This is a genomic window from Variovorax sp. OV084 (genome assembly GCF_900111625.1).
Lineage (GTDB): Bacteria > Pseudomonadota > Gammaproteobacteria > Burkholderiales > Burkholderiaceae_C > Variovorax.
Map to the genome: position 1 here is coordinate 57,923 of NZ_FOII01000019.1, position 24,664 is coordinate 82,586.

General features: G+C 66.9%; 21 protein-coding genes. 7 read left to right on the forward strand and 14 right to left on the reverse strand.

Going from position 1 to position 24,664, the window contains the following annotated elements; translation table 11 throughout:
- Window positions 1-42: 42 nt before the first annotated feature.
- Genes BMW87_RS29275 through BMW87_RS29295 form a run of 5 tightly spaced genes read right to left on the reverse strand, consistent with a single transcriptional unit; the run spans window position 43 to window position 4,295 of the window.
- Window positions 43-591, reverse strand: a complete 549-nt coding sequence (locus tag BMW87_RS29275; protein ID WP_093081010.1) for a TIGR00725 family protein — start codon at window positions 589-591, stop codon at window positions 43-45.
- A complete protein-coding gene (locus tag BMW87_RS29280) occupies window positions 542-1,363 on the reverse strand; it encodes an ABC transporter permease (RefSeq protein WP_093081013.1) in 822 nt (273 codons plus the stop codon). Before BMW87_RS29280 ends, BMW87_RS29275 begins: the two co-directional genes overlap by 50 nt.
- 10 nt (window positions 1,364-1,373) lie before the next feature.
- Window positions 1,374-2,462: an extracellular solute-binding protein gene (locus BMW87_RS29285; protein ID WP_093081016.1), complete on the reverse strand. Its 1,089-nt coding sequence runs from the start codon at window positions 2,460-2,462 to the stop codon at window positions 1,374-1,376.
- Window positions 2,463-2,484: 22 nt separating this feature from the next.
- On the reverse strand, window positions 2,485-3,513 hold the full coding sequence (locus tag BMW87_RS29290; protein ID WP_093081018.1) for an ABC transporter ATP-binding protein: 1,029 nt from the start codon (window positions 3,511-3,513) through the stop codon (window positions 2,485-2,487).
- Window positions 3,510-4,295 (reverse strand): ABC transporter permease, encoded by a 786-nt coding sequence (locus tag BMW87_RS29295; RefSeq protein WP_093058692.1) that lies wholly within the window; start codon window positions 4,293-4,295, stop codon window positions 3,510-3,512. The genes BMW87_RS29290 and BMW87_RS29295 overlap by 4 nt, the downstream gene beginning before the upstream one ends.
- A gap of 166 nt (window positions 4,296-4,461) precedes the next feature.
- On the opposite strand from BMW87_RS29295, the gene BMW87_RS29300 reads away from it, so the two are divergent.
- From BMW87_RS29300 to BMW87_RS29310, 3 genes are all read left to right on the forward strand, one after another.
- The gene (locus tag BMW87_RS29300; RefSeq protein ID WP_093081020.1) at window positions 4,462-5,376 is read left to right on the forward strand and encodes a LysR substrate-binding domain-containing protein; all 915 of its coding nucleotides are present in this window, start codon (window positions 4,462-4,464) and stop codon (window positions 5,374-5,376) included.
- A gap of 28 nt (window positions 5,377-5,404) precedes the next feature.
- Entirely contained in the window at window positions 5,405-6,316 is a 912-nt protein-coding gene (locus tag BMW87_RS29305) for a ketopantoate reductase family protein (protein WP_093081022.1), read from the forward strand.
- Window positions 6,317-6,422: 106 nt separating this feature from the next.
- Window positions 6,423-8,336 carry a DUF3857 domain-containing transglutaminase family protein gene (locus tag BMW87_RS29310; RefSeq protein WP_093081025.1) on the forward strand — a complete coding sequence of 638 codons (1,914 nt, stop codon included), beginning with the start codon at window positions 6,423-6,425 and terminating at the stop codon, window positions 8,334-8,336.
- Between the two features lie 54 nt (window positions 8,337-8,390).
- On the opposite strand, the gene gorA is transcribed toward BMW87_RS29310, so the two are convergent.
- Together gorA and BMW87_RS29320 are read right to left on the reverse strand one after the other, a co-directional pair.
- Window positions 8,391-9,749: a glutathione-disulfide reductase gene (gene gorA, locus BMW87_RS29315; RefSeq protein WP_093081027.1), complete on the reverse strand. Its 1,359-nt coding sequence runs from the start codon at window positions 9,747-9,749 to the stop codon at window positions 8,391-8,393.
- A gap of 79 nt (window positions 9,750-9,828) precedes the next feature.
- Window positions 9,829-11,805: a DUF6600 domain-containing protein gene (locus BMW87_RS29320; RefSeq protein WP_093081030.1), complete on the reverse strand. Its 1,977-nt coding sequence runs from the start codon at window positions 11,803-11,805 to the stop codon at window positions 9,829-9,831.
- 139 nt (window positions 11,806-11,944) lie between these two features.
- Here BMW87_RS29320 and BMW87_RS29325 point away from each other — a divergent pair, with 139 nt between their 5' ends.
- Window positions 11,945-13,996, forward strand: coding sequence for a PEP/pyruvate-binding domain-containing protein (locus tag BMW87_RS29325; RefSeq protein ID WP_093081033.1), 2,052 nt, complete (start codon window positions 11,945-11,947; stop codon window positions 13,994-13,996).
- A gap of 48 nt (window positions 13,997-14,044) precedes the next feature.
- Here BMW87_RS29325 and BMW87_RS29330 read toward each other — a convergent pair whose 3' ends face one another.
- The 3 genes from BMW87_RS29330 to BMW87_RS29340 all read right to left on the reverse strand — a co-directional run bounded on the left by BMW87_RS29330 (window position 14,045) and on the right by BMW87_RS29340 (window position 17,842).
- Complete coding sequence (locus BMW87_RS29330) at window positions 14,045-15,976, reverse strand: TRAP transporter large permease (protein ID WP_093081035.1); 1,932 nt, start codon at window positions 15,974-15,976, stop codon at window positions 14,045-14,047.
- Window positions 15,973-16,641, reverse strand: coding sequence for a TRAP transporter small permease subunit (locus tag BMW87_RS29335; RefSeq protein WP_093058735.1), 669 nt, complete (start codon window positions 16,639-16,641; stop codon window positions 15,973-15,975). The genes BMW87_RS29330 and BMW87_RS29335 overlap by 4 nt, the downstream gene beginning before the upstream one ends.
- Before the next feature lie 91 nt (window positions 16,642-16,732).
- Window positions 16,733-17,842 carry a TRAP transporter substrate-binding protein gene (locus tag BMW87_RS29340; RefSeq protein WP_093058699.1) on the reverse strand — a complete coding sequence of 370 codons (1,110 nt, stop codon included), beginning with the start codon at window positions 17,840-17,842 and terminating at the stop codon, window positions 16,733-16,735.
- 220 nt (window positions 17,843-18,062) lie between these two features.
- Between BMW87_RS29340 and BMW87_RS29345 the strand changes: the two genes are divergently transcribed.
- The gene (locus BMW87_RS29345) at window positions 18,063-18,473 is read left to right on the forward strand and encodes a rhodanese-like domain-containing protein (protein ID WP_093081038.1); all 411 of its coding nucleotides are present in this window, start codon (window positions 18,063-18,065) and stop codon (window positions 18,471-18,473) included.
- 320 nt (window positions 18,474-18,793) lie between these two features.
- On the opposite strand, the gene lysM is transcribed toward BMW87_RS29345, so the two are convergent.
- Complete coding sequence (lysM, locus tag BMW87_RS29350) at window positions 18,794-19,258, reverse strand: peptidoglycan-binding protein LysM (RefSeq protein WP_093058701.1); 465 nt, start codon at window positions 19,256-19,258, stop codon at window positions 18,794-18,796.
- A 134-nt stretch (window positions 19,259-19,392) separates the two neighbouring features.
- Between lysM and BMW87_RS29355 the strand changes: the two genes are divergently transcribed.
- Entirely contained in the window at window positions 19,393-20,178 is a 786-nt protein-coding gene (locus BMW87_RS29355; RefSeq protein ID WP_093081040.1) for a type III pantothenate kinase, read from the forward strand.
- Window positions 20,179-20,181: 3 nt separating this feature from the next.
- Here the strand turns inward: BMW87_RS29355 and BMW87_RS29360 are convergent, their stop codons facing one another.
- Genes BMW87_RS29360 through BMW87_RS29370 form a run of 3 tightly spaced genes read right to left on the reverse strand, consistent with a single transcriptional unit; the run spans window position 20,182 to window position 23,247 of the window.
- Entirely contained in the window at window positions 20,182-21,519 is a 1,338-nt protein-coding gene (locus BMW87_RS29360; RefSeq protein WP_093081088.1) for a serine hydrolase domain-containing protein, read from the reverse strand.
- A gap of 26 nt (window positions 21,520-21,545) precedes the next feature.
- A complete protein-coding gene (locus BMW87_RS29365; protein ID WP_093081042.1) occupies window positions 21,546-22,361 on the reverse strand; it encodes a crotonase/enoyl-CoA hydratase family protein in 816 nt (271 codons plus the stop codon).
- Between the two features lie 37 nt (window positions 22,362-22,398).
- Window positions 22,399-23,247 (reverse strand): 3-hydroxybutyryl-CoA dehydrogenase, encoded by an 849-nt coding sequence (locus BMW87_RS29370; protein ID WP_093058704.1) that lies wholly within the window; start codon window positions 23,245-23,247, stop codon window positions 22,399-22,401.
- Window positions 23,248-23,431: 184 nt separating this feature from the next.
- On the opposite strand from BMW87_RS29370, the gene purT reads away from it, so the two are divergent.
- The gene (gene purT, locus BMW87_RS29375) at window positions 23,432-24,646 is read left to right on the forward strand and encodes a formate-dependent phosphoribosylglycinamide formyltransferase (RefSeq protein WP_093081045.1); all 1,215 of its coding nucleotides are present in this window, start codon (window positions 23,432-23,434) and stop codon (window positions 24,644-24,646) included.
- The last annotated feature ends 18 nt before the right edge of the window (window positions 24,647-24,664 follow it).

Consider the following 24,664-nt stretch of genomic DNA (forward strand, 5'->3'; position numbering starts at 1 on the left):
GACGGCATTGTGCAATGCGCCCGCCGCTTCAGCCGGGGGGAGTCATGCCAGCAGGCAGGCGAGCACTTTCGTGAGCATGTCTTCTACGTCCGTGGCCTGCACCGCGCCGGGCAGCGCCACGTCGCCGTGCATCACGAACACCGGCTTGCCCCACTTGAGCCCCAGCGCCATCTCTGACAGCGTGCCCATGTTGCCGCCGATGGCGACCAGGCACACGCCGCTGCGCGCGACGATGCCGTTGCGCATCTCGCCCATGCCCGTGGGGATGGCCACGCTGAGCCATTCGTTGGCGTTGCGGTCGTCGTCCTCGGGCAGGATGCCCACGACGACACCGCCGGCCTCCGCGGCCCCGCGCGAGGCCGCGGCCATCACGCCGCCGCGTCCGCCGCAGACCACGGACATGCCCGCGCCGGCCAGCGCATGCGCCACCGCGTGGGCGGCCTCGCATTCGGCCGGGCCGCCGTCGCCCGGGCCGATGATGGCCACGGGCTGGCGGTAGCGCTGCGGCCCCCGCTGCTTCTGCGCGAGGCGCGCCAGCGCCTCAGTGACCGGCGCCGACAGCACCACGCTCGCGCCTTCGCGTAAAGACATCGCCCACTCCCATCACGATCACACAGACCACCATCAGTACCAGCGACAAGGCCGCCGCCACCGCGAAATCGGAACCGCCGTCGCCCACCTGCGCGAGCAGCATCAGCGGCAGGATGTTCAGCTGAGTGCCCACCAGCGCCAGCGCCGTGCCGTAGGTGCCCATCGCGATCGCGGCCACCATGCAGGCGTTCGACAGCACCGAGGGCATCACCTCGGGCACCACCGTGTCCCAGAAGGCACGCGCTTTCGAAGCACCCAAGGTGCGCGCCGCCTGCGCCGGGCGCAGGTCGAGGTTGGCGAACACCGGGTACAGCGACAGCGCCACGCGCGGAATCAGGTAGTAGGCATAGGCAAAGCCCAGGCCCGACACGCTGTAGATCCAGCTGCCGATGGCGGCCGGGTCACCGCCGAGACCCGCGAGCAGCTGCGTCACGAAGCCCGCGCGGCCGAAGGCCAGGATGAAGCCGTAGGCAATCACCAGCCCCGAGAAGGCCAGCGGCAAGCCCAGCAGCGTCATCATCCATTGGCGTCGGCCTTCGGGCTGGCGCGCCAGCTCGATGGCGATGCAGGTGCCCACCAGCGCCGAGATCGCGCCCGCCGCGAGGCCGAGGCCCAACGTATTGCGCAGCGCGCCCAGGAACAGCGGGTTGCCGAACAGCCGCCCGAAGGCGCTGCCGCCCTCGGCGAAGGCTTCGGGCAGCAGCGCCGCGAGCGGCACCGCGAAGAAAAGCGCCATGAAGGCCCATGCGGGCCAGGCGCCAAAGCGTCGCATCACGGCCTGCTTACTTGCCCAGCGCGGCCTGCGCCCAGAGCTTGTCGACTTCGGCCTTGCGCTCGGAGGCCTTCACCACGTCGAGCGGCTTGATCTGCGGCGCGGCCGGCATCTTGGCCGCCACGTCGGCGCTCAGCGGCGTGCCCGGCACAGCCGGACGCACGAAGCCCTGCGCGAACAGCGACTGGCCTGCCTCGCTCATGATGAAGTTGAGCCACAGCTTGCCGGCGTTCGGGTTCGGGCCGTTCTTCACGAGGCTGATGGCGTAGGGTGCGGCCACGCTGGCTTCCTTGGGAATCACGACTTCCACCGCGTCGCCCATGCCGTCGACGTGCTTGGCCTTGAGGCCGTCGTTCTCGTAGCTGATCCACACCGGGATCTCGCCCTTCAGGAACTTGGCGTACGGCGTCGTGCCTTCCACGCGCAGCACATTGCCGGCCGAATGCAGCTTGCCGAGGTAGTCGGTGCCGGGCTGCACGTTGTCGACGCTTCCGCCGTTGGCGTAGGCCGCTGCAAAGGTCAGTACCTGGCCGATGCCGGTGGAGCGCGGGTCAAGGTAAACCACCGTGCTCTTGAACTCGGGCTTGAGCAGGTCGGCCCAGCCGGTGGGCACGGTCTTCACCAGCTTCTTGTTGACCAGGAAAGCGATGTTGAGCGTGTGGATGGTGAACCAGCGGCCCTCGGCCTCGCGGAACACGGGCGGCAGCTTGTCGAAGTTGACGGGCTTGAAGGGCGCGACCACGTCCTTCTTCGCGGCGTCGACGGCCGAGGCGGCGAAGTAGTAGGCGGTGTCGGCCTGCGGGCGGCGCTTGGTCTTTTCGAGTGCGACCACGGTGGCGGCGGAGCCGATGTCGTTGTAGGTCAGCTCGATCTCGGGGTAGCGCTTCTTGAAGTCGCGGAACAGCGACTTCCAGTTGGCCCATTCGGGGCCGGTGTCGAAGGAGACGCACAGGCCTTCCTTCTGAGCCTCGGCGTACAGCGCCTTCTCGCCTGCGTAGAGCTCGGGGACGTCGAAGGCGAAGGCGGTGCGTGCCGCGAGGGTTGCCAATGACAGTGCGGGCAGTGCGCCGGCGGCCTGGATCAGATGTCTGCGTTGCATGGTGGCTCCTTGAAGGAAAAGGTCAGTGGTCAAGTAAACGAAGGTGTTCGGGCGCGATGGCGATGGCCTCGGCAGCGGGCAGGGACGATTCGGCAAGGAATGGCTTGCCCGCACCCGGCACCTCGAAGTCGTAGCGCGTGAGCGCGCCCAGGTAGCGCTGCGCGCCGGTGCGGCCCGCGAGGCGGTTCACGGCGTCGGGCGCCGGGTCGGCTCGGATGTGTTCGGGGCGCACCAGCACGTGCAGCGCGGTGCCGAAGGGGCGGTGGCCGGTGTCGGCGAAGACTTCGGCAAAGCCCAGGTCCAGCCGGCCGGGCGAGGCCACCTTCGCGGGCAGGATCGTCGAGAGTCCGACGAACTCGGCCACCGCGCGGCTCGCGGGGTTTTCGTAGATCTCGCGCGGCGTGGCGATCTGCAGCAGCCGGCCGTCTTTCAGCATGGCCACGCGGTCGGCCATCACCAGCGCTTCTTCCTGGTCGTGCGTGACCAGCAGCGTGGTGGCGTTGAAGCGTTGCTGTATCGAGCGGATCTGGTCGCGCAGATGGCCGCGCACGCTGGCGTCGAGGGCCGACAGGGGCTCGTCGAGCAGCAGGGCGCGCGGGTCGATGGCCAGCGCGCGGGCAAGGGCCACACGCTGCTGCTGCCCGCCCGAGAGCTGTGCCACGGCGCGCTGCGAGAAGTCGCCCAGCCCCACGATGTCGAGCAGCTGCTGCGCGCGCTTGCGCCGCTCGGCCGTTGCCAGCTTGCGCAGCTTGAGCCCGTAGGCCACGTTGTCGAGCACGCTCAAGTGCGGAAAGAGCGCATAGCTCTGGAACACCATGCCGATGTGGCGCTGGTGCACCGGCGTGCGCGACATGTCTTCGCCGCCGAGCATGATGCGGCCGGTGTGGCCCGTCTCCAGGCCCGCCACCAGCTTGAGCAGCGTCGACTTGCCCGAGCCGCTGGGCCCGATCACCGCCAGGAGCTCGCCGGTGCGTACGTCGAGCGACACGTCGTGCAGGCCGTGCGTGCTGCCGGGGTAGTTGTAGCTGACGTTGTCGAACAGAAGACTCATGTGCGCTGCTTTACAAGGGAAGAAGAAAGAAGCGCCGACGCACTGGCCAGCACAAGAAGGATCACCGTGGCCGCGCAGGCAAAGCCCGTGGCGCCGTAGAAGGCCTGCAGCAGCACCACCGGGTAGGTGCGGTTCTGGAAACTCGTGAGCAGGTTCGACACGCCGAACTCGCCCACCGAAATGGCAGCGACCATCACCAGCCCGCTGATCAGGCTCTGCCGCAGGCTCGGCAGCACGATGCCGGTGAACTGCTGCCAGCCCGAGGCGCCGAGCGTGGCGGCCGCCTGTTCGAGCCGGCCGAGGTCGAGGTGGCGCAGGTCGGTGAGCAGCGTGTTGGTGAGGTAGGGCAGGGTGAGGATCGCGTGCGCCGCGATCAGCAGCGGCATCGAGCCCAGCCAGGGCGCGAGGTCGGTGTTGAACACGATCATGTAGCCGAAGGCCAGAGTGATCGCGGGCACCGCCACCGGCGTGGCGCTCACGATGCGCGCCGCCAGGCTGCCGCCGCGCCGCGCGCCGTGATACAGCGCATAGGCCAGCGGCAGCGCCAGCACGGTGTTGATGGCGCAGGCAGCCATTGCCACCACGAGGCTGCTCACGAAGGCCTTGCGAAAGGAGGTGTCGAGCCAGAGGTCGACATACCACTGCCCCGTGATGCCCGTGGGCAGCAGCGTGTTGGTCCAGTTGCCGCCCACGCTGCCTACCAGCAGCAGGGCGATGGGCAGCAGCAGGTACAGGCCGTAGATGAGCGAGATGCCGCGGATCAAGGTTGTCTCCAATGTCATGGACACCCGGCATACTTTCCGGATGCGCTACTGTCCGCGCCGAGCATGCCGCCGCGTTGCCTCGAATTCTAGGAACCGCATGCGTACTTATGGGTGAAAGTTGGATGACGACACTTGAGCAATCGGAAAGCGTTTTTCATGCAGCTTTCACGAAGCGGAGCCATGCATGAAGCGCGACTGCCCCACCATCCAGGAGCTGCTGGCCTTCGACGCCGTGGCGCGCCACCAGAGCATCACGCTAGCGGCCGGCGCCCTGTGCATCACCGTGAGCGCTGTCAGCAAGCAGATCGCGGGGCTGGAGGCCTTCCTCGGCCGCGAGCTGCTGCAGAAGAACGGGCGCGGCGTGCAGCTCACGCCGCAGGGGCGCGTGTACTGGCAGAAGATCTCGGGCGGCCTGCGCGCCATAGAAACAGCGACTTTCGAGGCGCGCTCGGGCGACGCGGGCGCCGGGCTGCTCACGCTGGCGAGCGTGCCCACCTTCCTTACCAAGTGGCTGATTCCGCGTCTGCCCGCCTTCAGCCAGAAGAGCCGCCACGTGATGCTGAGCTTCAGCCGTCACCTGGAGCCGAGCGACGGCATTCCGGCGGGCGTGGACGCCGCGATCAGATACGGCCCCGACGGCTGGCCCGGCGTGGTGTCCGAATACATCGCGGGGCGCGAGTTCGTGCTGATCGTGGCGCGCTCGCTGGTCGAGGGGCGGCACCGCATCGCGCAGCCCGCCGACATCGTCGGCCACACGCTGCTGCATCACGAAGGCGCGCCCAGCGCCTGGCGCCAATGGGCCGCGCAGCACGGCGTGCCCGAAGTGCAGATCGTGGCCGGCCCGCGCTTCGCGCAGTATTCGGCGCTGATACAGGCGGCGCTCAACGGGCTGGGCATCGGCCTCGTGCCGAAGCTGCTGGTGCAGGAAGAACTCGCCGAAGGCTCGCTGCTGAGCCCGTGCGGCACGCCGGTGAGCGTGAACCAGGGTCACTACCTCTGCTACCGGCCCGACCGGCTCGACCTGCCGGCCTTCGCGGCGTTTCGCGAATGGCTGCTGGAAGAAGGTCTGAAATCGCGCGGCGTGGAGACCGAGGCATGATCGCCGCGACAACCAAGGAATCGAACCGATGAAAGTCGCAGTCATGGGCGCCGGCGCAGTCGGCTGCTACTACGGAGCCATGCTGGCGCGTGCCGGGCATGAGGTGGTGCTGGTCGGTCGGCCTTCGCACGTGGAGGCCGTCAACGCCAAGGGGCTCCGGCTGGAGACCAAGGCCTTCGACGAATTCGTGAAGGTGGCTGCGAGCACCGAAGCCGATGCGGTGCAGGGCGCGGACCTCGTGCTGTTCTGCGTGAAATCGACCGACAGCGAAGCGGCCGCCGCGCAGATCAAGCCGCATCTCGCGCCCGGTGCACTGGTGCTCACCTTGCAGAACGGCGTCGACAACGACGAGCGCGTGCGCTCGGTGCTGCCGGCGAACGAGGTTGCCGCGGCGGTCGTCTACGTGGCGACCGAGATGGCGGGGCCGGGCCATGTGAAGCACCACGGGCGCGGTGAGCTGGTGATCGCGCCCTCGCGCATGAGCGAGCAGGTCGCGCAGCACCTCGTCGCCGCCGGCGTGCCCACGCAGATCTCGGGCAACGTGCGCGGCTCGCTGTGGGCCAAGCTGATCCTCAACTGCGCCTACAACGCGCTCTCGGCCGTCACGCAGCTGCCCTACGGCGTGCTCGCGAAGGGCACGGGCGTGACCGACGTGATCCGTGACGTGGTGGCCGAGTGCCTCGCGGTTGCGAAGGCCGAAGGCGTCGAAGTGCCAGGCGATACCGACGCCGCCGTGCGCGGCATCGCGCAGAGCATGCCCTCGCAATATTCGTCGACCGCGCAAGACCTCGCGCGCGGCAAGCTCAGCGAGATCGACCATCTCAACGGGCTGGTCGTGCGGCGCGGCGAGGCACTGGGCGTGCCCACGCCGGCCAATCGCGTGCTGTTCGTGATGGTGAAGCTGCTCGAGGGCAAGCAACTGCAGGCGGCTGGGTTCTAGCGTCCAGGCAAGGCGACTTCTCGTATCATTTTGAAACGCGCCTGATGCGGCGCGATACGACGAGGTCTGTTACCTCGTTCCCATAAAAGAAGCGCTGGAGGAAATCATGTTCGAACGGATGCAACGGGCCCTTGCGCGGCCCTGGGGTGCGTTTTACCTGCTCGCCGCCCTGGCGAGTACTTCGGTGGTCCAGGCTGCCGAGCCGCAGCAGGCTCACGTCATTTCAAAGCAGTGGTACGCGGACTACGAGGTGGCGTCTGACGGTCGAGCCACGACGACCTACACATCGGCGAACCAGATTCTTCACGCGAGTGCGCTGGAAGACATGAAGTCCGCGACCTTCTCGTACAGCACGAGCATCCAGAAGGGCGAGATCCTGGAGGCCTATACGTTGAAGGCCGATGGGCGGCGTATCACGGCGCCGCCGACCAACTACCAGACCGAGGTCAACAACGGACGTGACGGGGCAAAGCCGCTCTTCTCTGACTACACACGTCTTTCGGTGGTGTTCCCGGACGTGGCCGTGGGCGACACGGTCGGCGTGAAATATCGGATCGCGGACAAGGAACCGATCTTTCCGGGGGCCTTCTCGGTCGTCCAGTCCTTCTCGCCTTTCAGCGTCTATGAAGACGCCCGCATCACGGTCCGGTTCGCCAAGGCGCTCGACCTGAAGTTCGAAAGCCACAACCTGCAGGAAGAAGCTGCCAGCGAGGACAGCGGCCTCCAGGTGCGTACATGGCGCTATCGCAATCCTTCGCCGCGGACGTACGACGAGGCCGATGAAGGAATCTGGCGCTTGGAGGAATTCCCGGTGTTGATGGTGAGCACCTTTCCGAGCTACGAGTCGATCGCCAAGGCCTACGGCGACCGCGCGTTGCCCAAGGCCGAACCCGATGCCCGTGTGACCGCATTGGCGAAGTCCATCGTGGGCGACCAGTCCGATCCGCTCACGCGTGCCCGACTGCTGTACGAATGGGTCTCCCGCAACATCACCTACGGGGGCAATTGCATCGGCGTAGGCGCGGTCGTGCCGCGAGACACCGATACGGTGCTCGACAACAAGATGGGAGATTGCAAGGACCACGCCACACTGCTGCAGGCACTATGGCGCGCCGCCGACATCCGGGGCGAACAGGTGTTGATCAATGCGGGTAGCCAACTCGATCTGCCGGCCATACCCGTCGTGTCCATGGTCAACCATGTCATCAACTATCTGCCCGACTGGAAGATCTACCTGGACGCCACGGCCAAGGAGATTCCCTTCGGCTACCTGCCAAGTGGCTCGCATGGCAAGCCCGTCCTCCACGTGGGCGCGGCCACGGCGCTGGCGACGATTCCACCCTCGGCCCCCGACCGGGCGCAGCAGCATGTGCGGACCAGGCTGCGCATCAGCGCAGACGGTAGCGCGACGGGCGATGTCCAAGTCAGCTTCAAGGGAGCACGAGCCGCGCAATGGCGCACTTACATGCGCGACCTCAAGGCGACCACGGTTCGCGACTTCGTTCGACGCACGCTGTCGGCCTCCGGCTTCAAGGGCAAGGGCGAACTCGATCGCGGCGACTTGTCTGAAGCCAAGGCCCTGGCGGACGAGTACTCGTTCGGTCTCACCTTCGAGATAGACAACTATCTGCAAGCCGGCACCTCAGGGGCCTTCCGGCTGACACCCGTTGTCAGCCTGCCGTTGTCCGTTTCCCGTTTTGCATTCAAGGGCGACCAGGCTCCTGTCACGCGGCGCCACTACTGCGAGGGATTCAAGACCGACGAAAGCTATGACATCGAACTGGCACCCGGCGTGAGTTTTGCCCAGTTGCCAGAATCGATGACGAAGCGCGGGCGATATCTTGAGTTTGCGAGCAGCTACAAGCGTACGAAAACCGGTGTGCGCGTCGTGCGCGAGGTGTTCGACAAGACGCCGGAAGGAATCTGCACTCCGGACTTCATGAACGGGTGGCAAGCCGAAGTCGAACCCATTGCGCAGAACCTGAAGTCGCAGATCTTCTACAAGCGAAAGTCACGCTGAGGCCTCCGAGACGCCTTCCAAAAAGGTCGAAAACTTTGCGCTTCCCCTGACCGCCTAGCCGGGCATCGGTTCGCGCATCGTCACAAATTCTTCAGCGGCCGTCGGGTGAATGCCCACGGTGCTGTCGAAGATCGCCTTCGTCGCACCCGCACGCATCGCCACCGCGAAGCCCTGCACCACTTCGCCCGCGTCCGCGCCCACCATGTGCAGGCCCACCACGCGGTCGCTCGCCTTGTCCACGATCAGCTTCATGAACGTGCGCTCGCTGCGGCCCGACAGCGTGTGGCGCAGCGACTTGAACTCGCTCGAGAACACCGTCACCTCGCCGAACTTCGCGCGCGCGTCGAGTTCGCTGTAGCCGCAGGTGCCGATGTTCGGGTGCGTGAACACGGCCGTGGGAATGAATTCGTAGTCGAGCCGGCGCTTGCCTTTGCCGAAGAGCTCGTCGACCACCACCATCGCCTCGGCCAGTGCCACCGGCGTGAGCTGCACGCGCGTGGACACGTCGCCCACCGCGTAGATTGACGGCACCGAGCTGCGGTAGTGCGCATCGACCGCGATCGCGCCGCGCTCGTCGAGCTTCACGCCCGCTGCTTCGAGGCCGAGCCCCTGCGTGTTGGGCACGCGGCCGGTGGCAAAGAGCACCGTGTCGGCCTCGATCTGCTGGCCGCGCGCCAGCGTGACCGTGAGTCCGTGCGGTCCGCGCGTGACCGAGGAGGCTTCGCAGTTCAGCCGGATGTCGACACCGGCCTTGCCCATCTCGTTCGCCAGGAACTGCCGCACGTCGTCGTCGAAGCCGGTGAGCAGGTGCGCGCGGCGGTGCAGCTGCGTGACCTTGGAACCCAGCCCGTTGAAGATCGATGCGAATTCACAGGCAATGTAGCCGCCGCCCACCACCAGCAGGCGCTTGGGGAACGGGTCGAGGTCGAACATCGCGTCGGAGGTCACGATGTGCTCGCGGCCTGGAATGTCGGGCACGAAGGGCGTGCCGCCGGTGGCCACCAGCAGGTGGCGCGCGGTGTGGCGCCGGCCGTCGATTTCCACCGTGTGGGCATCGACCAGCTGCGCCCATCCGGTGACGAGCGTGACGCCCGAGTTCTTCAGCAGCGAGGCATAGACGCCGTTGAGCCGCGTGATCTCTTTTGCGCGCTGCGCCTTCAGGTGCGCCCAGTCGAACTGCGGCGCCCCATGCAGCTTCCAGCCGTAGCCCGCGGCTTCCTCGAAAGACTCGGCATAGCCGGCCGCATAGCTGTAGAGCTTTTTCGGAATGCAGCCCACGTTGACGCAGGTGCCACCGAGTTCGGCGGCCTCGGCGATGGCGACGCGGGCACCGGTGTGCGCCGCCATGCGAGCGGCGCGAACGCCCCCGCTGCCGCCGCCGATGACGAAGAGATCGAAGTCGAATGTGGGCATGAAAGGCTTGCTCCTTGGCCGCCGACTGTAGCGGCGGGGCGAAGGCAGCGCTTTCAGCGGGGCTTGCGGTGGGGCGTTCTCAGCGCGAGTCCGGCGAGGTCCAGAGCTTGCGCGGATCGTCGCTGCGCTGGCCTTGCGGCTGCGGTTGGGGTGCGATGCCGCGCTGCTGCTGGAGCGCGCGCAGCTGGGCCTCCTGCGCCTGGCGCATTGCGTTCTGCTGGGCCTGCTGTTGGGCCTGCACCTGCTGCTGCGCCTGCGCGGCGCGCAACTGCATTTCCTGTTGCTGGCGGAGCATCTGTTGCTGGGCCAAGGCCTGCTGTTGGGCCGCGCGCTGTTGCTGGAGCTGCATCTGCTGCATTTGCTGTTGTTGAAGCAACTGTTGCTGCTGCTGGGCTTGGGCTTGTGCGGCACGCTGCTGCATTTCCTGCTGTTGACGCAGCGCCTGTTGCTGCTGGACCTGCAGTTGTTGTTGCTGCTGTTGCTGTTGCCAGCGCTCCTGCTCGCCGCGCTGGCGCCAGTCTTGTTGCGCCCGCCAATCCTGCTGTTGGCGCCATTCCTGTTGCTGACGCCCGCCCTGCTGGCGCTGCCATTCCATCTGCTGTTGTTGCTGCAGTTGCTGCTGTTGTTGAATCTGTGCGGCCTGCGCCGCGCGCTGCTGCATCAACTGCTGCTGTTGCGCCTGCTGGAACTGGACCTGCTGTTGCTGCCGCGCCATCAGCGCCGCCGCCGGCGGCATCACCGCGGCGGGCCGGCCGAAGCCGCCGCCGAAGCCGTTGATGGCGATGCCCGGCGTGGGCGCCACCGGCCCGCGCGAGAAGCGGTCGTCCGGCAGCCGCACCAGGTCGCGCCGCCCGAAAGAGCCGCGGCCGAAACGGTCGGCGGGCAGCACAGTCACGGCGGCCGGCATCTGCTGGTTGGCATAGAAGTCGTTGCGGGCCTGCCGGTTGTAGATGGCCATGCGGTTCACCTGGTCCACATAGCGCTGGCTCGCGTGGTAGCCAGGGCGCCATTGCTCGCCCGGGGCCAGCGGGAACCAGCCCACGCCGTTGCGACCGTTGCCGATCTGCACGCCAGCATTGGCACCGCCACCCACGAAGCCCACCAGCGCGGGCGAATACACCGGCCGCCCGTTCGGACGCCCCGGCACCCAGCCCCAGCGCGGACCCACGCGAGCCCATCGGCCGTAGTGGAAGGGCGCGAAGCCCCACGGCGCGGCGTCGACCCAGGTCAGCCCCCAAGGCGCGACATTGACCCACTGGCCGTCGCGGTACGGCGCCCAGTCGGCATCGACGTTGCGCGGGAACCAGACGTCGCCATACGTGGCGTCGCTTTGCCAGTCGCCGTAGTTGTCGAGCTGCTGGTAGCCGACCACCTCGCGCGACACATAACGTGCGGAGACCGACTGGTCTTCGAGGCGGTTGCGCTCGGCCACCCAGGCTTCAAAACCGCCGGTCTGCTGCGGCGCTCCGCCCACGGCCGAAAGGTCGCGGCCCGACACGGTGAGCTGCTGCCGCGCGCCCAGCGATTGAGATTGGCCGTTGTCGCCGTAGAGCGTGACGCGGCCTGAGGCCACGGCCACCCAGGTGGTGCCGGCGGCCGGATCGGATGCGATGCGGTATTCGCCCGGCTCGTCGATCACCACCGCGAGATTGCCGGTGTCGACCTCGACGCGCTGGCCCGCCAGCTCGTCGCGCACGCGCAGCTGGAGGTTGCCCTGGTTCGAGGTGATGCGCGCCGTGTCGTCGTCGAGTTCGGAGAACTCCACATGCGTCTGCCCGTCGAGCCGCAGCGCCGCCGAGCCGATGTACAGCTCGGCCCGCGCGTTGCGGTCGGTCCAGAGGCGGTCGCCGGTGGTGATGGGGCGGTTGGGCTGCGCGTCGTACCAGCTGTCTTCGCCGGCAGGCGCGAAGCTCACCGTGCCCTGTTGGAAGTTGAGGCGGGCGACGCGGCCCGGCGGGTCTTGCTGCGCGCTGGCCGCGAGGCCGACGCACAGCAGCGCCAGGCCGAGCAGCCATCGGCGCGGGGCGGAAAGCATGGAAAGGGCGGGTTGGCTCATGGCGTTGTTCTCTGATCCTCGGGACGATGCGAAAGCGCTGTGTTTGTAACGCGCGAGAATCCGCTGCCGCTGTCACCGCCTGCCCACTGCTTGGTGAAGCGCGCGTGCAATCGGCAACCGGCTGTAAGGAGGGATACCCATGAAAAACCAGAAAAACGCATGCCCCACGAGCGTCGCGCGCTCCCGAAACAATAGCGTGACTGCGCTGTGCCTGGTGGCCGCAGCAACCCTTGCAGCCATTCCCGCGACTGCCATTGCCCAGCTGGCGCGCAAGCCGTCTTATTACCAGCAGCAGAACCAGCCGCAGCCCGAAGGCCCGGCCGCGCAGCTCGTGCCGCGCCCTTCGGTGCCGTCGTCGCTGCCCGCGCTGCGCAGCCAGGGCGACTTCGACCAGATGGCGCGCGTCTATGACGCCGGCACGCCCATGCAGCTCGCACACGTTCTGTTCGCCATCGACCGGCAGGCCAGGCCGGCGCGCATGTACTACATCGACACGCCGCGCTACCAGCTGCACGTGCGCTTCCTGCGCGACACCCGGCTGGTGCCGAGCACCGCCAAGCGCGAGATCGACCGCAACTACCTCGTGCCCGACCGCTGCTTCCTGTTCGGCACGCTGAGCTGGCAGCAGAACATCGGCACCTTCACCTACGAGTTCTGGGAGGGCGACCGGCTCACCGCGGCGCTGCTGCGGCAGGCCGACGAGCAGGTCAAGGCCAGCTTCTTCGCGCCCGTGAAGTTCAAGACCAACTCCACGCTGCACGAGCGCGTGGCGAAGGAAGCCGGCATCGACTCCGTGAGCCAGGAGGCGCTGATCCGCGAGCAGCCTTTTTTGCCGATGAACCTGGGCACCGCCACCGGCCGCGTGCGCATCGTGGATGATGAATCGGGCATCAACGCGCTGCTGCCCGACGACATCGCCGTGCTGCGGCAGGTGCCTATCAGCCTGCCGCCGGTGGCGGGCGTGCTGACCGAACGGCCCTCGACCGCGCTCTCGCACGTCAACCTGCTGGCCAAGGGCTGGGGCATTCCGAACGCCTATGTGCGCGACGCCGCCACGGTGCTGAAGGCGCACGCGGGCCAATGGGTCGCGTTGAAGGTGGCTGCCTCGGGCTACCAGGTGCGCCGCCTCACGCCTGAAGAGATCGCGGCGCTGCCACCGCGCGCCGTGCGCACAGCGTCCACCGGCGCCACGCCCGGCAGCGCGCGCGCCGTCAAGCCCGACCTGCGCGAAACCCGCCTGCTGCCGCTGGCGTCACTGCGCGCGCGCAACAACGCGCAGTGCGGCACCAAGGCCGCGAACCTCGGTGCCATGCTGGCCGCGCACATTCCGGGCACCTCGGTGCCCGACGGCTTCTGCATTCCGTTCGCGTACTACGACCGCTTCATGCGCGCCAACGGCCTGGCCGAGCGCATCGCGCGCATGCAGCAGCAGCCCGGCTTCTCAAGCGATCCGAAGCTCCGCCAGAAGGCGCTGGCGCAGTTGCGCGACGAGATCGTGCAATGGCCTGTCGATGCTGCCACCGCGGCGGCATGGCGTGCCGCGTGGCAGTCGCAGCTGGGCGGTAGTGGCGTGTTCGTGCGCAGTTCGTCCAACTCCGAAGACCTGCCCGGCTTCAGCGGCGCGGGGCTCTACACCACGGTGCCCAACGTCAAGACCGGCGACGCGCTCGAAGTTGCGGTGAAGAAGGTCTGGGCCTCGGTCTTCAACCCCGAAGCCTGGGAAGCCCGCAGCGCCGCGGGCTTCGGCGCAGAGTCGGTGCTGATGGGCGTGTTCGTGCAGACCGCCATCGACTCGACCAACGCCGGCGTGATGATCACGCGCGACCCCTTCGACGCGGGGCATCCGCATGTCACCTACATCTCGGCCAAGCGCGGCATCGGCATCCGCGTGGTCGAAGGGCAGCGCGTGGCGGAGCAGGTGATGTATTCGAGCTGGTCGAAGGCTATCCAGGTGCTGAGCCGCTCGGCCGAAGAAACCTCGTTGCAGCTCGACAAGGAAGGCGGGGTGAAAGAGGTGCCGGTGGAGGTGGGGCGCAACGTGCTTACGGACGAGCTGGTGGTGCGGCTTGCCAACGTGGGCGCGGCCGTGAAGCGAACGTTCAACGCGGTCGATCAGGACATCGAGTGGGCCACCGTGGGCGACCGCATCGTGCTGTTGCAGGCGCGGCCGTATGTGGAGCGGCGGCGCTGAGCCAGCGTCGCGCAGGCTCTGGTCGCCGCCGCCCACCGGCGTCGGCCTTCAACCGTACAGATACTGCGGCAGCCACAACGTCAGCCCCGGCCAGATGTACATGAACACCATGCACAGGATCACGATCAGCATGTACGGCATCATCCCCGCGAAGATCTGGTTGATCGTCACGTGCGGTGGCGACACTCCCTTCAGGTAGAAGGCCGACATCGCCACCGGCGGCGAGAGGAATGCCGCCTGCAGGTTCACGAACACCAGCACGCCGAACAGCAACGGGTCGATCTGGAAGTGCGCGAGCAGCGGCAGGAAGATGGGCACGAAGATCACGATGATCTCGGTCCACTCCAGCGGCCAGCCCAGCACGAAGATGATTGCCTGCGACAGCAGCAGAAACTGCAGCGGTGTGAGGTTCATGCCCATCACCCACTCTTCGATGATGCGCTGGCCGCCCAGCAGCGCGAACACCGCCGAGAACAGCGCCGAGCCCACGAACAGCCAGCAGACCATCGACGTGGTCTTGAGCGTGAGGAACACGGCCTCCTTGGTCTTCTTGAAGTCGAGCGTGCCGGCCTGCCATGCCATGAGAAAGGCGCCGGCCGCACCGACCGCGGCCGACTCCGTGGCGGTGGTGATGCCGAACAAGATCACGCCCAGCACCACCAGCGTCAGCGTGGCCAGCGGCATCACCGACGACACCAGCATGCGCAGGATCTCGAATTGCTCCGCGTCCATGCGCCAGTAGTACCAGGAGAGCAGCGCGAGCGTGAAGAGACTGGCCAGCAGGAAGCCTGTGTAGAAGGCTTCGGGCACTGCGGCGGTTTTCGGTGCATCGACGGCTTCGCCTAGTTGTTGCAGGCCGCCTTCCGCAGCAGGCGGCGCTGAAGGGGCCTCGCTGCCGGGTGGTTCCTCGACACCGCCGGGAGGCTCCTGCAGGCCGCCTTCCGATGCAGACTCTTTCGGCTCGTCGGACGTGGGTGGTTCAGCGAGCCCGGTGCCGGAGGCCTCGGGCGATGCAGCAGCGGCCGGGGCTTCGGCCTTCTGCGTCGCCTGTTGCTCCGCGACCGTCGGTGCGTTGTTGTCCTTCTGCGAGTAGATAGTCACGTACCACCACACCGAGCCCAGCGTCGCAACTGCGAGCGCCAGCGGCACCAGCGCATTCAGCAGGCTGCGCAGCAGCAGCCACCAGGTGATGCGCACGCCTTCCGCCGCGCCGCGCATAGCACGCGCGGGCGACACCACGGCCGCGAACAGCGCCGGCAGCATGCGCGGCGAATAGCTCGCCGCAATGTGCGCAACCCACGGCGTGACCGGCGCGCGCTGCTGGTCGGGCGGCAGCTTGGGCGCCACCTTCGGCTGCAGCAGCGCCCAGCCGATCACGTAGAGCAGGTAGAGAAATGCGAGGAAGAAGCCCGGGAACATGGCAGCCGCATAGAGCTTGACCACCGACTGCCCGGCCACTGCCGCGTACACGATGATCATCACCGAGGGCGGAATGAGAATGCCGAGCGTGCCGCCCGCGGTGATCACGCCAGCCGCGAGCCGCGTGTCGTAGCCCGCGTTGAGCATCGGCCGCATCGCGATCACGCCCATCAGCACCACCACCGCGCCGACCAGGCCGCTGGCGATGCCCCAGAAGGTGCAGACGATCAGCGTGGTCACCGCCAGCGAACCCGGCACGCGGCGGAACGCGAGCTGCACGCTGTGGAACATCTTGTCGACCAGCGCGCCGCGCTCCATCACGTAGCCCATCAGCACGAACAGCGGTATCGAGAGCAGCGTCTCGTTGGTCATGGCGCCGAAGGCGCGCTGCACCATCAGGTCGAAGACCTTGTTGTCGAGCCAGGGCGAGGCAGGGTCGTAGAAGGCGATGAAGCCGAAGAACATGCCCAGCCCCATCAGCGTGAACGCCGTGGGAAAGCCCAGCATGATCACGACCACGATCAGCCCAAGCATCAGGAGGCCGAGTGCGGGTTCGCTCATGCCGCACCTCCAGTCGTGTCGCTCTTGCGCTGCTGCGCGGCCTGCTCGATGGCCTTGGCCTTGTCGATCACCTCGCGCTTGTCGGCTTCATCGACGTAGCTGCTGCCGGCGAGCTGCTCGCCGACCACGTCCATTTCTTCCGCGTCCTTCAGGCGCGGCGTCCACACGCCGGTCTTCAGGCACAGCGCGCAGCGCACCATCTCCGCGATGCCCTGCAGCAGCAGCACCGCGCCGGCCACGGGAATCACGAACTTGAACGGGTACACCGGAATCGGGTCGGCATTGAAGGTCTGCTCGTGCATCGCCAGCGATTCGCCGAAGTAGGTCCAGCCCGACCAGGTGAGCGCCACCACGCCGGGCAGGAAGAAGAGCGCGAACAGCACGAGATCGAGCGCGGCCTGCGTGCGCGGCTTCATGCTGCCGTAGAAGAAGTCGCCGCGCACATGGCCGGCCTGTGAGAGCGTGTAGGCGCCGCCCATCATGAAGAGCGTGCCGTAGAGCATGTTGTTGGCGTCGAAGATCCAGGCGGTGGGCGCGTTGAGCGCATAGCGCTTGAACACCTCGCCGCACACCAGCAGCATCAGCGCCACGATGAGCCACGAGAAGGTCTTGCCCACGACCATGCTGAACCGGTCGACGGTGTGGAGGAAGCGTTGGATGGTCATGAAGGCACGGGAAAACAGCAAAGCACGCATCGGAAAGCCAGCCATCCGGAGCGTTCCGTGTGGCCGGAGCGAACTGTCACCGAGAGATTCTTCAGGCCTTCTTTTTACTGAAGTAGTGGTTGTAGGCCATCTTGAAATCGACGCCGTAGTCGTTCTGCCACTGCAGTGCGCGCTCGGCGAACACTCGCTGCGACTCCAGCACCTTCTTGAACAGCGGGTTCTCCTCGGCCTTCTTCGCCACGGTCTTGTCCCAGGCCGCGAGCTGCGCGCGCAGCACCGCGTCGGGCGTCTTGTAGAACTTGATGCCGGCCTTCTTCATGTCGGCATAGTCCTGCGAGTTGCGCTGCACCGCCTTCCAGCTCATGTCGGCGCTCGCGGCCTGCACCGCGTAGTCGATGATCGAGCGCAGCTCCTGCGACAGCGCGCTGTACTTGCCCTTGTTGAACAGCACCTCGAACTGCTCGCCCGACTGGTGGAAGCTCTGCAGCATGCAGTTCTTCACCACGTCGGGGAAGCCCAGCGTGCGGTCGCTCGACGCGTTGTTGAACTCGGCCGCGTCGATCAGCCCGCGGTCCAGCGCGGGCACGATCTCGCCGCCGGGCAGCGGGTTCACCGCCGTGCCCATCTCGGTGAACATGTCGACCGCCAACCCGACGGTGCGGAACTTCAGGCCCTTCATGTCCTCGACCTTGGCCACCGGCTTCTTGAACCAGCCCAGCGGCTGCGTGGGCATCGGGCCGTAGAGGTACGACACCACTTCCATGTTCAGGCTCTTGTAGATCTCGTCGAGCAGCGCCTTGCCGCCGCCGTAGTTGTGCCAGGCCAGCACGGTGTTGGCATCCATGCCGAAGCCCGGGCCCGAGCCCCACAGCGCGAGCGCCGAGTTCTTTCCGTAGTGGTAGGCCACCACGCCATGGCCGCCGTCGAGCGTGCCCTTGTTCACCGCCTCCAGCAGCTGAAAGGCGGGCACCACGGCGCCCGAGGGCAGCACTTCGATCTTGAGGCGCCCGCCAGCCATGTCATTGACCTTCTTGGCGAAGTCGTTGGCGTACTCGTGGAAGATGTCCTTGGCGGGCCAGGTGCTCTGGAAGCGCAAGGATGTGGTCTGGGCCACGCTGACCATCGGCACCGACATGGCGCCTGCGGCCACGGCTGCACCCTTGAGGAGGTTGCGGCGGCGGGGTGATTTGCTGTCTGTCATGTTGTCTCTCTCCAAACAAGTTCTGATGACGAAGAAACCCTGCCCGCCCCTTGGAGTTATGTTTGGCAGGTCCAAGCCGCATCTTTGGCGCGCAGGAAAACGTGACAAACAGGGTTTTCACGAACTGGTGAAAAATTCCACCATCCGGCGAGGGCGTTGGGCAACGTAAAGACGGCCGCTGCCTGGGAAGTAACCCTATTCATTTGAAGGACGCAGAGAAATGACTGAACCAGTTGGGGAAAAAGGCTATGCCGGCGACGTGACGCCCGAGCAGGCCGCGCATTGGATGGCCAGCGGCGAGGCCGTGCTGGTCGACGTGCGCACCGACGCCGAGCGCGAATGGGTCGGCTACGTGCCCGGCGCCGTGCCTCTGGCCTGGAAGCAATGGCCGGGCATGGCGATGAACGTCGCGTTCGACGACGGCATCCGCGCCGCCGCCGAAGGCAAGAAGAAGCTGGTGCTGCTGTGCCGCAGCGGCGTGCGTTCCATCTCCGCCGCCAAGCGCGCGACGGAACTGGGTCTTGAGGCCTACAACATCCTCGAAGGCTTCGAGGGGAACCCGGACGAGCAGGGGCATCGTGGGCAGATTGGCGGCTGGCGCAAGCGTGGGCTGCCCTGGAAGCAGAGCTAGGGATTCCTGTTCGGGGCGCGCTCACGCCGACGGGGTGCCTTGCTCCGCGAATGTCCCCCGGCCTTCGGCCTCCTCCTTTATTTCGCTGCGCAAGGCACCCCATCGACGTGATCGATGGGCGCAGTGCTTGTGCGGCCGGCACTACGACCGCGCTCATGTGCGAATGGCACCGGGTGCTCCTCGCAGCGAAATAAAGGAGGAGCCGAAGGCGGGGGACATTCGCGGAGGGGAGTACCCGGTGTCATTCGCACGCACCCCGGAAAGAAACAAAAAAGGCCCACCGAAATCGGTAGGCCTTTTGCCGATCGAAGAACGAAAGATCAGCTCAGCGCAGGAATGCGCAACTTCTGCCCCGGATAGATCTTGTCCGGGTGCGTCAGCATCGGCTTGTTGGCCTCGAAGATCGCGTTGTACTTGTTGGCATCGCCGTAGTACTTCTTCGAGATGGCCGACAGCGTGTCGCCCCTCACCACGTCGTGGTACTGCGCGGGTGGCGCGGCCGGGGCGACGAGGTTGTTCTCGACGCTGGTCACGTTCGCCACGTTGCCCGCGGCCAGCGAAGCTTTTTCGCTGGCTTCCTGCGAGGGCGCCTGGCCGGCAAGAGTGACCACGCCGCTGCTGGCCGTGTAGGTCACCTCGAGGCCCGTGAGGCCGAGGTTCTGCGTCTCGATGTAGGTCTTGATGGCGGCTGCTGCCGCCGCATTGGCGTCGGGCGTGGCAGCTTGCGCCGACGATCCGCCGAACAGTTTCTCGCCCGCCTCCTTGATGAAACTCAGCAATCCCATGGCTTTCTCCTTGTGCGGTGGTGGATGGAATTGGCGAATGTAGCGGCGGAACACCGAGGGCCGGCGTAGGCCCACGCCGCGTGTGTCAGCGACGCGCCAGCAGGAATAGACACAAAGTCGCAATAATCCCGCGCATGTCATCCCCCTTCCTCGCCATCGACATCGGCAACACCCGCCTCAAATGGGCGCTCTACGACTCGGCCCGCCCCGGCGCCGCGTTGCAGGCGCAGGGCGCCGAATTCCTCGACCACATCGAACGGCTGGCCGACGGCCCCTGGGCCGACCTGCCTTCGCCCGGCTCCATGCTGGGCTGCGTGGTGGCCGGCGACGCGGTGCGGCGGCGCGCCGAAGAACAGATCGTCGAGCGCTTCGACTGCACTCCCCGCTGGGTGATGCCCAGCGCTGGCGAGGCCGGCATCGTCAACGGCTACGACCATCCCACGCGCCTGGGCGCCGACCGCTTCGTGGCGATGATCGGCGCGCGCCACCGCATGCTGGCCGAGAGACCCGGGCAGCCGCCGCGGCCGATGGTGGTGGTGCTGATCGGCACGGCCGTGACCGTCGAGGCGATCGACACCGAAGGCAAGTTCCTCGGCGGCCTGATCCTGCCGGGCCACGGCATCATGCTGCGTGCGCTGGAGTCGGGCACGGCGGGGCTGCACGTGCCCACCGGCGAGGTGCGCGAATTTCCCACCAACACCAGCGACGCGCTCACCAGCGGCGGCACCTACGCCATTGCCGGCGCGGTCGAACGCATGGTGCAGCACGTGCGCTCGCACTGCGGCATGGAGCCGGCCTGCTATATGACCGGCGGCGCGGGCTGGAAGATGGCGCCCGTCATGAACGGGCACTTCGAGCTGGTCGAGAGCCTGATCATGGACGGGCTCCTGGTCATTGCCCGCGAGCGGGCTGCCGCCTGAGGCTCAGGGGCGCATCAGCGCCTCGGCCATCGCCTGGAACGCGGGCAGCGTCAGCGGATCGTTCGCGCCGTTGGCCGCCACCGGGTGCGCCGCATAGCGAACGATCACCATCTCGGCCTTCGGGTCCACATAGATGCTCTGGCCGTGGATGCCGCGCGCCATGTATGCACCGTGCGGATTGTGCGACACCCACCACATGTCGCGGTACGACCAGCCCTTGAGCAGCGGATAGCCGGCCTTCACGAACTTCGCCGGGTCGCCGCCGCGCTGGATGTCTTCCACCACCGCCTTCGGAATGGCCTGCTGCCCGTTGGGTGCACGGCCGCCGTTGCGCATGGTCTCGCCGAAGCGCGCGAGGTCGCGCAGCACGGTGTTGAGACCGCCGCCGCCCGACTCGGTGCCGATGCGGTCGACCATGAAATACGCGTCCTGCTCGGCGCCGATGCGGCGCCAGATCTTCTCGCTCAGCAGATCGGCCAGCGACTGGTTGCTGGCGCGGCGCACGATCCAGGCCAGCACTTCTGCGTTGACGGTCTTGTAGGCGAACGCGTCGCCGTGCTCGCCTTCCTTCTTCAGCGTGACCAGGAATTCGTAGAACGACTTGGGGCCGCTGTAGTTCTGGCCCTGGGTGAGCATGCCGCCGGCACGGGCGTAGTCCCAGATCTCGGCCTTGGGGTCGGCGTAGTTCTCGGAGTAGTGCACGCCCACGGTCATGTCCATCACCTGGCGCACGGTGGCGTCGCCGTAGGCGGTGTCCTTGAGCTCAGGGATGTACTTGGTGACGGACGCGGCCGGGTCCAGCTTGCCCTCGTCCGCGAGGATGGCCGCCAGCGTGCCCACGAAGGACTTGGTGACCGACATCGCGATGTGCGGGCGCTCGGCCGTGAGGGCGCCGAAGTACTTCTCGTAGACCACCTTGCCGCGGTGCAGCACCAGGATGCCGTCGGTGTAGGTGCCGGAGATCATCTGGGCGAAGTTGAGCGTTTGCTCACTGCCTGTACTCCCAAGAGGCTTGAAAGTGACGGCCTCGATGTCGAAGCGCGGCGTTGCAGCCGGCAGCGGGCTTGCTGCGCCGTTGCCGCGCCACACGTTGGCGGTGGGCACCGTCTCGCGCACGTGCGAGAAGCTCCAGCGCGTGCGCGGAAACACGCCGCCGGCCGGGTTGTCGAAGGTGATGAGCTTGTCGGGCGCGGGCGGAAAGCCCTTCATCCAGCCCAGCGCATCGACCGAGGTGGCCGCGGGGTCTGGCAGCGCGGGGGGCGTGGGCGTCTGGGCGGAGGTTGTGTTCACGGCGAGCAGGGTGAAGGCGGCGGCAAGCGCCGTGCGAATGAAGAGTGACATGTTGTTGTTCTGGATGAAGAAGGGGATCAACGGCCGCTGAATCGCGCCGGGCGGCGCTCGATGAAGGAGCGCACGCCCTCGGCGGCGTCCTCGCTGTTCGACAGGCGCTTCTGCGTCTCGATGAACTCCGACACCGCTGCCAGCGGCCCATGCTCGACCGCCTTGATCACATTGAGCCGCGTGGCCACCACCGCCAGCGGTGCCTGTGCCGCGATGCGCTGCGCAATGGCCAGCGCCGCATCGAGCTCCTGCCCGGCCGGCACCACCTTCTGCACGAAGTTGAGGCGATAGGCCTCGGCGCTGTCGAACTCATCTGCCGTCAGCAGATGCAGCATCGCGTTGCCCACGCCCGCGCGCTCGGCCATGCGCAGCGTGGCGCCGCCCGTGGCCATGATGCCGCGCTGCACTTCCATCTGCGAGAAGCGGCAGTTGTCGGCCGCCACCACGATGTCGGCGCCCAGCATCAGCTCGATGCCCACCGTGAAGCAGATGCCCTTCACCGCCACCACCATCGGCTTGGTGCGGCGGCGGTAGTCGGGCAGGCCGAAGTCGTGCGGCTCCACCATGCCGGCTGGAATGGCCTTCTCGCCGCGCTTCATGTACTCGGTGACCGCCGGCAGGTCGAGGCCCGCCGTGAAGTGGTCGCCGAAGGCATGCAGCACGCCCACGCGCAGGTTCGGGTCGTCGTCGAGCCGGGTGTAGGCCTCGGCCAGCTGCTTGAACATCGGCGGCGTCCAGCCGTTGCGCTTGGCGGGGCGGTTGATGCCGATCAGCAGCACGTGGTCGAGCACCTGGGTGTCGATGCAGCCTTCTGCCGGTGGGGTGGTGGGGGTCGCAGTCATCGGTCTTGTCTCCGTGTTGTTGTTATGGCTGCGCGGCTCAGTACGTGTAGACGCCGCGGCCCGTCTTGCGGCCCAGCTGGCCGGCGGCGACCATTTCCTTCAGCAGCGGGCAGGGGCGGTACTTGGAATCGCCGAACTGCTCCAGGTACACCTCCATCACGGCCAGGCACACGTCCAGGCCGATCATGTCTGCCAGCGCCAGCGGGCCGATGGGCTGGTTGCAGCCCAGCTTCATGCCGGCATCGATGTCTTCCGCCGTGGCGATGCCCTCGGCCAGCACGAAGAAGGCCTCGTTGATCATCGGCACCAGGATGCGGTTGACCACGAAGCCCGGCGCGTTCTTCACCGTGATCGGCGACTTGCCGAGCGTCTCGGCCAGCGCCTTCACCGCGTCGTGCGTGGCGTCGCTCGTGAGGTAGCCGCGAATCAGCTCCACCAGCGCCATCATCGGCACCGGGTTGAAGAAGTGCATGCCGATGAAGCGGTCGGGGCGCGAGGTGGCGGCCGCCAGTTGCGTGATCGAGATCGACGAGGTGTTCGACGCGATGATCACCTCGGGCGCCAGCATGTCGTCGACCTGCTTGAGGATCTTGAGCTTGAGCGCGTGGTTCTCGGTGGCGGCCTCGATCACCAGCTGCGCGCTCTTCAGGTCTTCGTAGTTGGTCGAGCCCTGGATCAGCGCCAGCGCGGCGGTCTTCTGCTCGGTGGTGAGCTTTTCTTTCTTGATCAGGCGGTCGAGGCTGCCCGACACGGTGGCCAGGCCCTTGTCGACCGCCGCCTGGGCGATGTCGACCATCACCACCTTCACGCCGGCCACCGCGCAGGCCTGCGCGATGCCGTTGCCCATCGTTCCGGCACCGATGATGCCGACAGTCTGGATAGCCATGAGAGAACTCCTTGAAGAAAACAAAAAGGGCGTGCACGCAGCTGGCGCCACGGCAAAACATCGATTGTGAAGCAGCCCCGCAGCCGCGCCGTTGCCGTGTGCGACACCGGCGGCCCGCCGGTGGCTTACAGTGCGGCGGTTGCTTTTCCCTGCTCGTTTTCCCGCTCTTTTCGACCCTCCGACCATGACCACCCTCGGCACCCCCCTTTCCCCCTCTGCAACCCGCGTGATGCTCCTGGGCTCCGGCGAACTAGGCAAGGAGGTGCTGATCGCCCTGCAGCGCCTCGGCGTCGAGACCATTGCCGTCGACCGCTATGAGAACGCCCCCGGCCAGCAGGTGGCGCACCACGCGCGCACCATCACCATGAGCGACCCCGAGCAGCTGAAAGCGCTGATCGAGGCCGAGAAGCCCACGCTGGTGGTGCCGGAGATCGAGGCCATCGCCACGCCCATGCTGCAGCAGCTCGAAGACGCCGGCGTGGTGCGCGTGATTCCCACGGCCCGCGCCGCCCGCCTGACGATGGACCGAGAAGGCATCCGCCGCCTGGCCGCCGAAACGCTGGGTGTGCCGACCAGCCCCTACAAGTTCTGCGACTCGCTGGCCGAGCTGCAGGCGGCCATCGATGGCGCGGACGGGAAAGGTATTGGCTACCCCTGCATCGTCAAGCCCGTGATGAGCAGCTCCGGCAAGGGCCAGAGCAAGATCGACGGCCCCGCCGACGTGCAGAAGGCCTGGGACTACGCCATGGCCGGCGGCCGCGTGAGCCATGGCCGCGTGATCGTCGAGGGCTTCATCGACTTCGACTACGAGATCACGCTGCTTACCGTGCGCGCCAAGGATGCCGGCGGTGCTGTGCAGACGCAGTTCTGCGACCCCATCGGCCACGTGCAGGTGAGCGGCGACTATGTGGAAAGCTGGCAGCCGCATCCCATGGCGCCCGCCGCGCTGCAGAAGGCGCAGCAGATCGCACAGGCCGTGACGGCCGACCTCGGTGGCCAAGGCCTCTTCGGCGTCGAGCTGTTCGTGAAGGGCGACGAAGTCTGGTTCAGCGAAGTCAGCCCGCGCCCGCACGACACCGGCATGGTCACCATGGCCACGCAGTGGCAGAACGAGTTCGAGCTGCATGCGCGCGCCATCCTCGGCCTGCCGGTGGACACCTCCCTCAAGAGCCCGGGTGCCAGCGCGGTGATCTACGGTGGCGTGGACGCCACCGGCATCGCCTTCGACGGCGTGGCCGAGGCGCTGCAGGTGCCCGGCAGCGACATCCGCCTGTTCGGCAAGCCGGAGAGCTTCCTGAAGCGCCGCATGGGCGTGGCGCTGGTGCACGCGGCCGACATCGACACGGCCCGCAAGCTCGCCAAGGAAGCCGCCTCGCGCGTGAAGCCGCGCAAGGCATAGCCAGTTTTCGCAAGCCGC

Excerpts from the sequence above, each read along its gene's own strand:
- BMW87_RS29305 (WP_093081022.1), top strand. The coding sequence starts at position 5,405 with ATGAAAGTCGCAGTCATGGGCGCCGGCGCAGTCGGCTGCTACTACGGA.
- BMW87_RS29280 (WP_093081013.1), bottom strand. The coding sequence starts at position 1,363 with ATGCGACGCTTTGGCGCCTGGCCCGCATGGGCCTTCATGGCGCTTTTC.
- BMW87_RS29295 (WP_093058692.1), bottom strand. The coding sequence starts at position 4,295 with ATGACATTGGAGACAACCTTGATCCGCGGCATCTCGCTCATCTACGGC.
- BMW87_RS29320 (WP_093081030.1), bottom strand. The coding sequence starts at position 11,805 with ATGAGCCAACCCGCCCTTTCCATGCTTTCCGCCCCGCGCCGATGGCTG.
- BMW87_RS29330 (WP_093081035.1), bottom strand. The coding sequence starts at position 15,976 with ATGAGCGAACCCGCACTCGGCCTCCTGATGCTTGGGCTGATCGTGGTC.
- BMW87_RS29340 (WP_093058699.1), bottom strand. The coding sequence starts at position 17,842 with ATGACAGACAGCAAATCACCCCGCCGCCGCAACCTCCTCAAGGGTGCA.
- BMW87_RS29275 (WP_093081010.1), bottom strand. The coding sequence starts at position 591 with ATGTCTTTACGCGAAGGCGCGAGCGTGGTGCTGTCGGCGCCGGTCACT.
- BMW87_RS29325 (WP_093081033.1), top strand. The coding sequence starts at position 11,945 with ATGAAAAACCAGAAAAACGCATGCCCCACGAGCGTCGCGCGCTCCCGA.
- BMW87_RS29285 (WP_093081016.1), bottom strand. The coding sequence starts at position 2,462 with ATGCAACGCAGACATCTGATCCAGGCCGCCGGCGCACTGCCCGCACTG.
- lysM (WP_093058701.1), bottom strand. The coding sequence starts at position 19,258 with ATGGGATTGCTGAGTTTCATCAAGGAGGCGGGCGAGAAACTGTTCGGC.
- BMW87_RS29300 (WP_093081020.1), top strand. The coding sequence starts at position 4,462 with ATGAAGCGCGACTGCCCCACCATCCAGGAGCTGCTGGCCTTCGACGCC.
- gorA (WP_093081027.1), bottom strand. The coding sequence starts at position 9,749 with ATGCCCACATTCGACTTCGATCTCTTCGTCATCGGCGGCGGCAGCGGG.
- BMW87_RS29370 (WP_093058704.1), bottom strand. The coding sequence starts at position 23,247 with ATGGCTATCCAGACTGTCGGCATCATCGGTGCCGGAACGATGGGCAAC.
- BMW87_RS29345 (WP_093081038.1), top strand. The coding sequence starts at position 18,063 with ATGACTGAACCAGTTGGGGAAAAAGGCTATGCCGGCGACGTGACGCCC.
- purT (WP_093081045.1), top strand. The coding sequence starts at position 23,432 with ATGACCACCCTCGGCACCCCCCTTTCCCCCTCTGCAACCCGCGTGATG.
- BMW87_RS29365 (WP_093081042.1), bottom strand. The coding sequence starts at position 22,361 with ATGACTGCGACCCCCACCACCCCACCGGCAGAAGGCTGCATCGACACC.
- BMW87_RS29335 (WP_093058735.1), bottom strand. The coding sequence starts at position 16,641 with ATGACCATCCAACGCTTCCTCCACACCGTCGACCGGTTCAGCATGGTC.
- BMW87_RS29310 (WP_093081025.1), top strand. The coding sequence starts at position 6,423 with ATGTTCGAACGGATGCAACGGGCCCTTGCGCGGCCCTGGGGTGCGTTT.
- BMW87_RS29360 (WP_093081088.1), bottom strand. The coding sequence starts at position 21,519 with ATGTCACTCTTCATTCGCACGGCGCTTGCCGCCGCCTTCACCCTGCTC.
- BMW87_RS29355 (WP_093081040.1), top strand. The coding sequence starts at position 19,393 with ATGTCATCCCCCTTCCTCGCCATCGACATCGGCAACACCCGCCTCAAA.
- BMW87_RS29290 (WP_093081018.1), bottom strand. The coding sequence starts at position 3,513 with ATGAGTCTTCTGTTCGACAACGTCAGCTACAACTACCCCGGCAGCACG.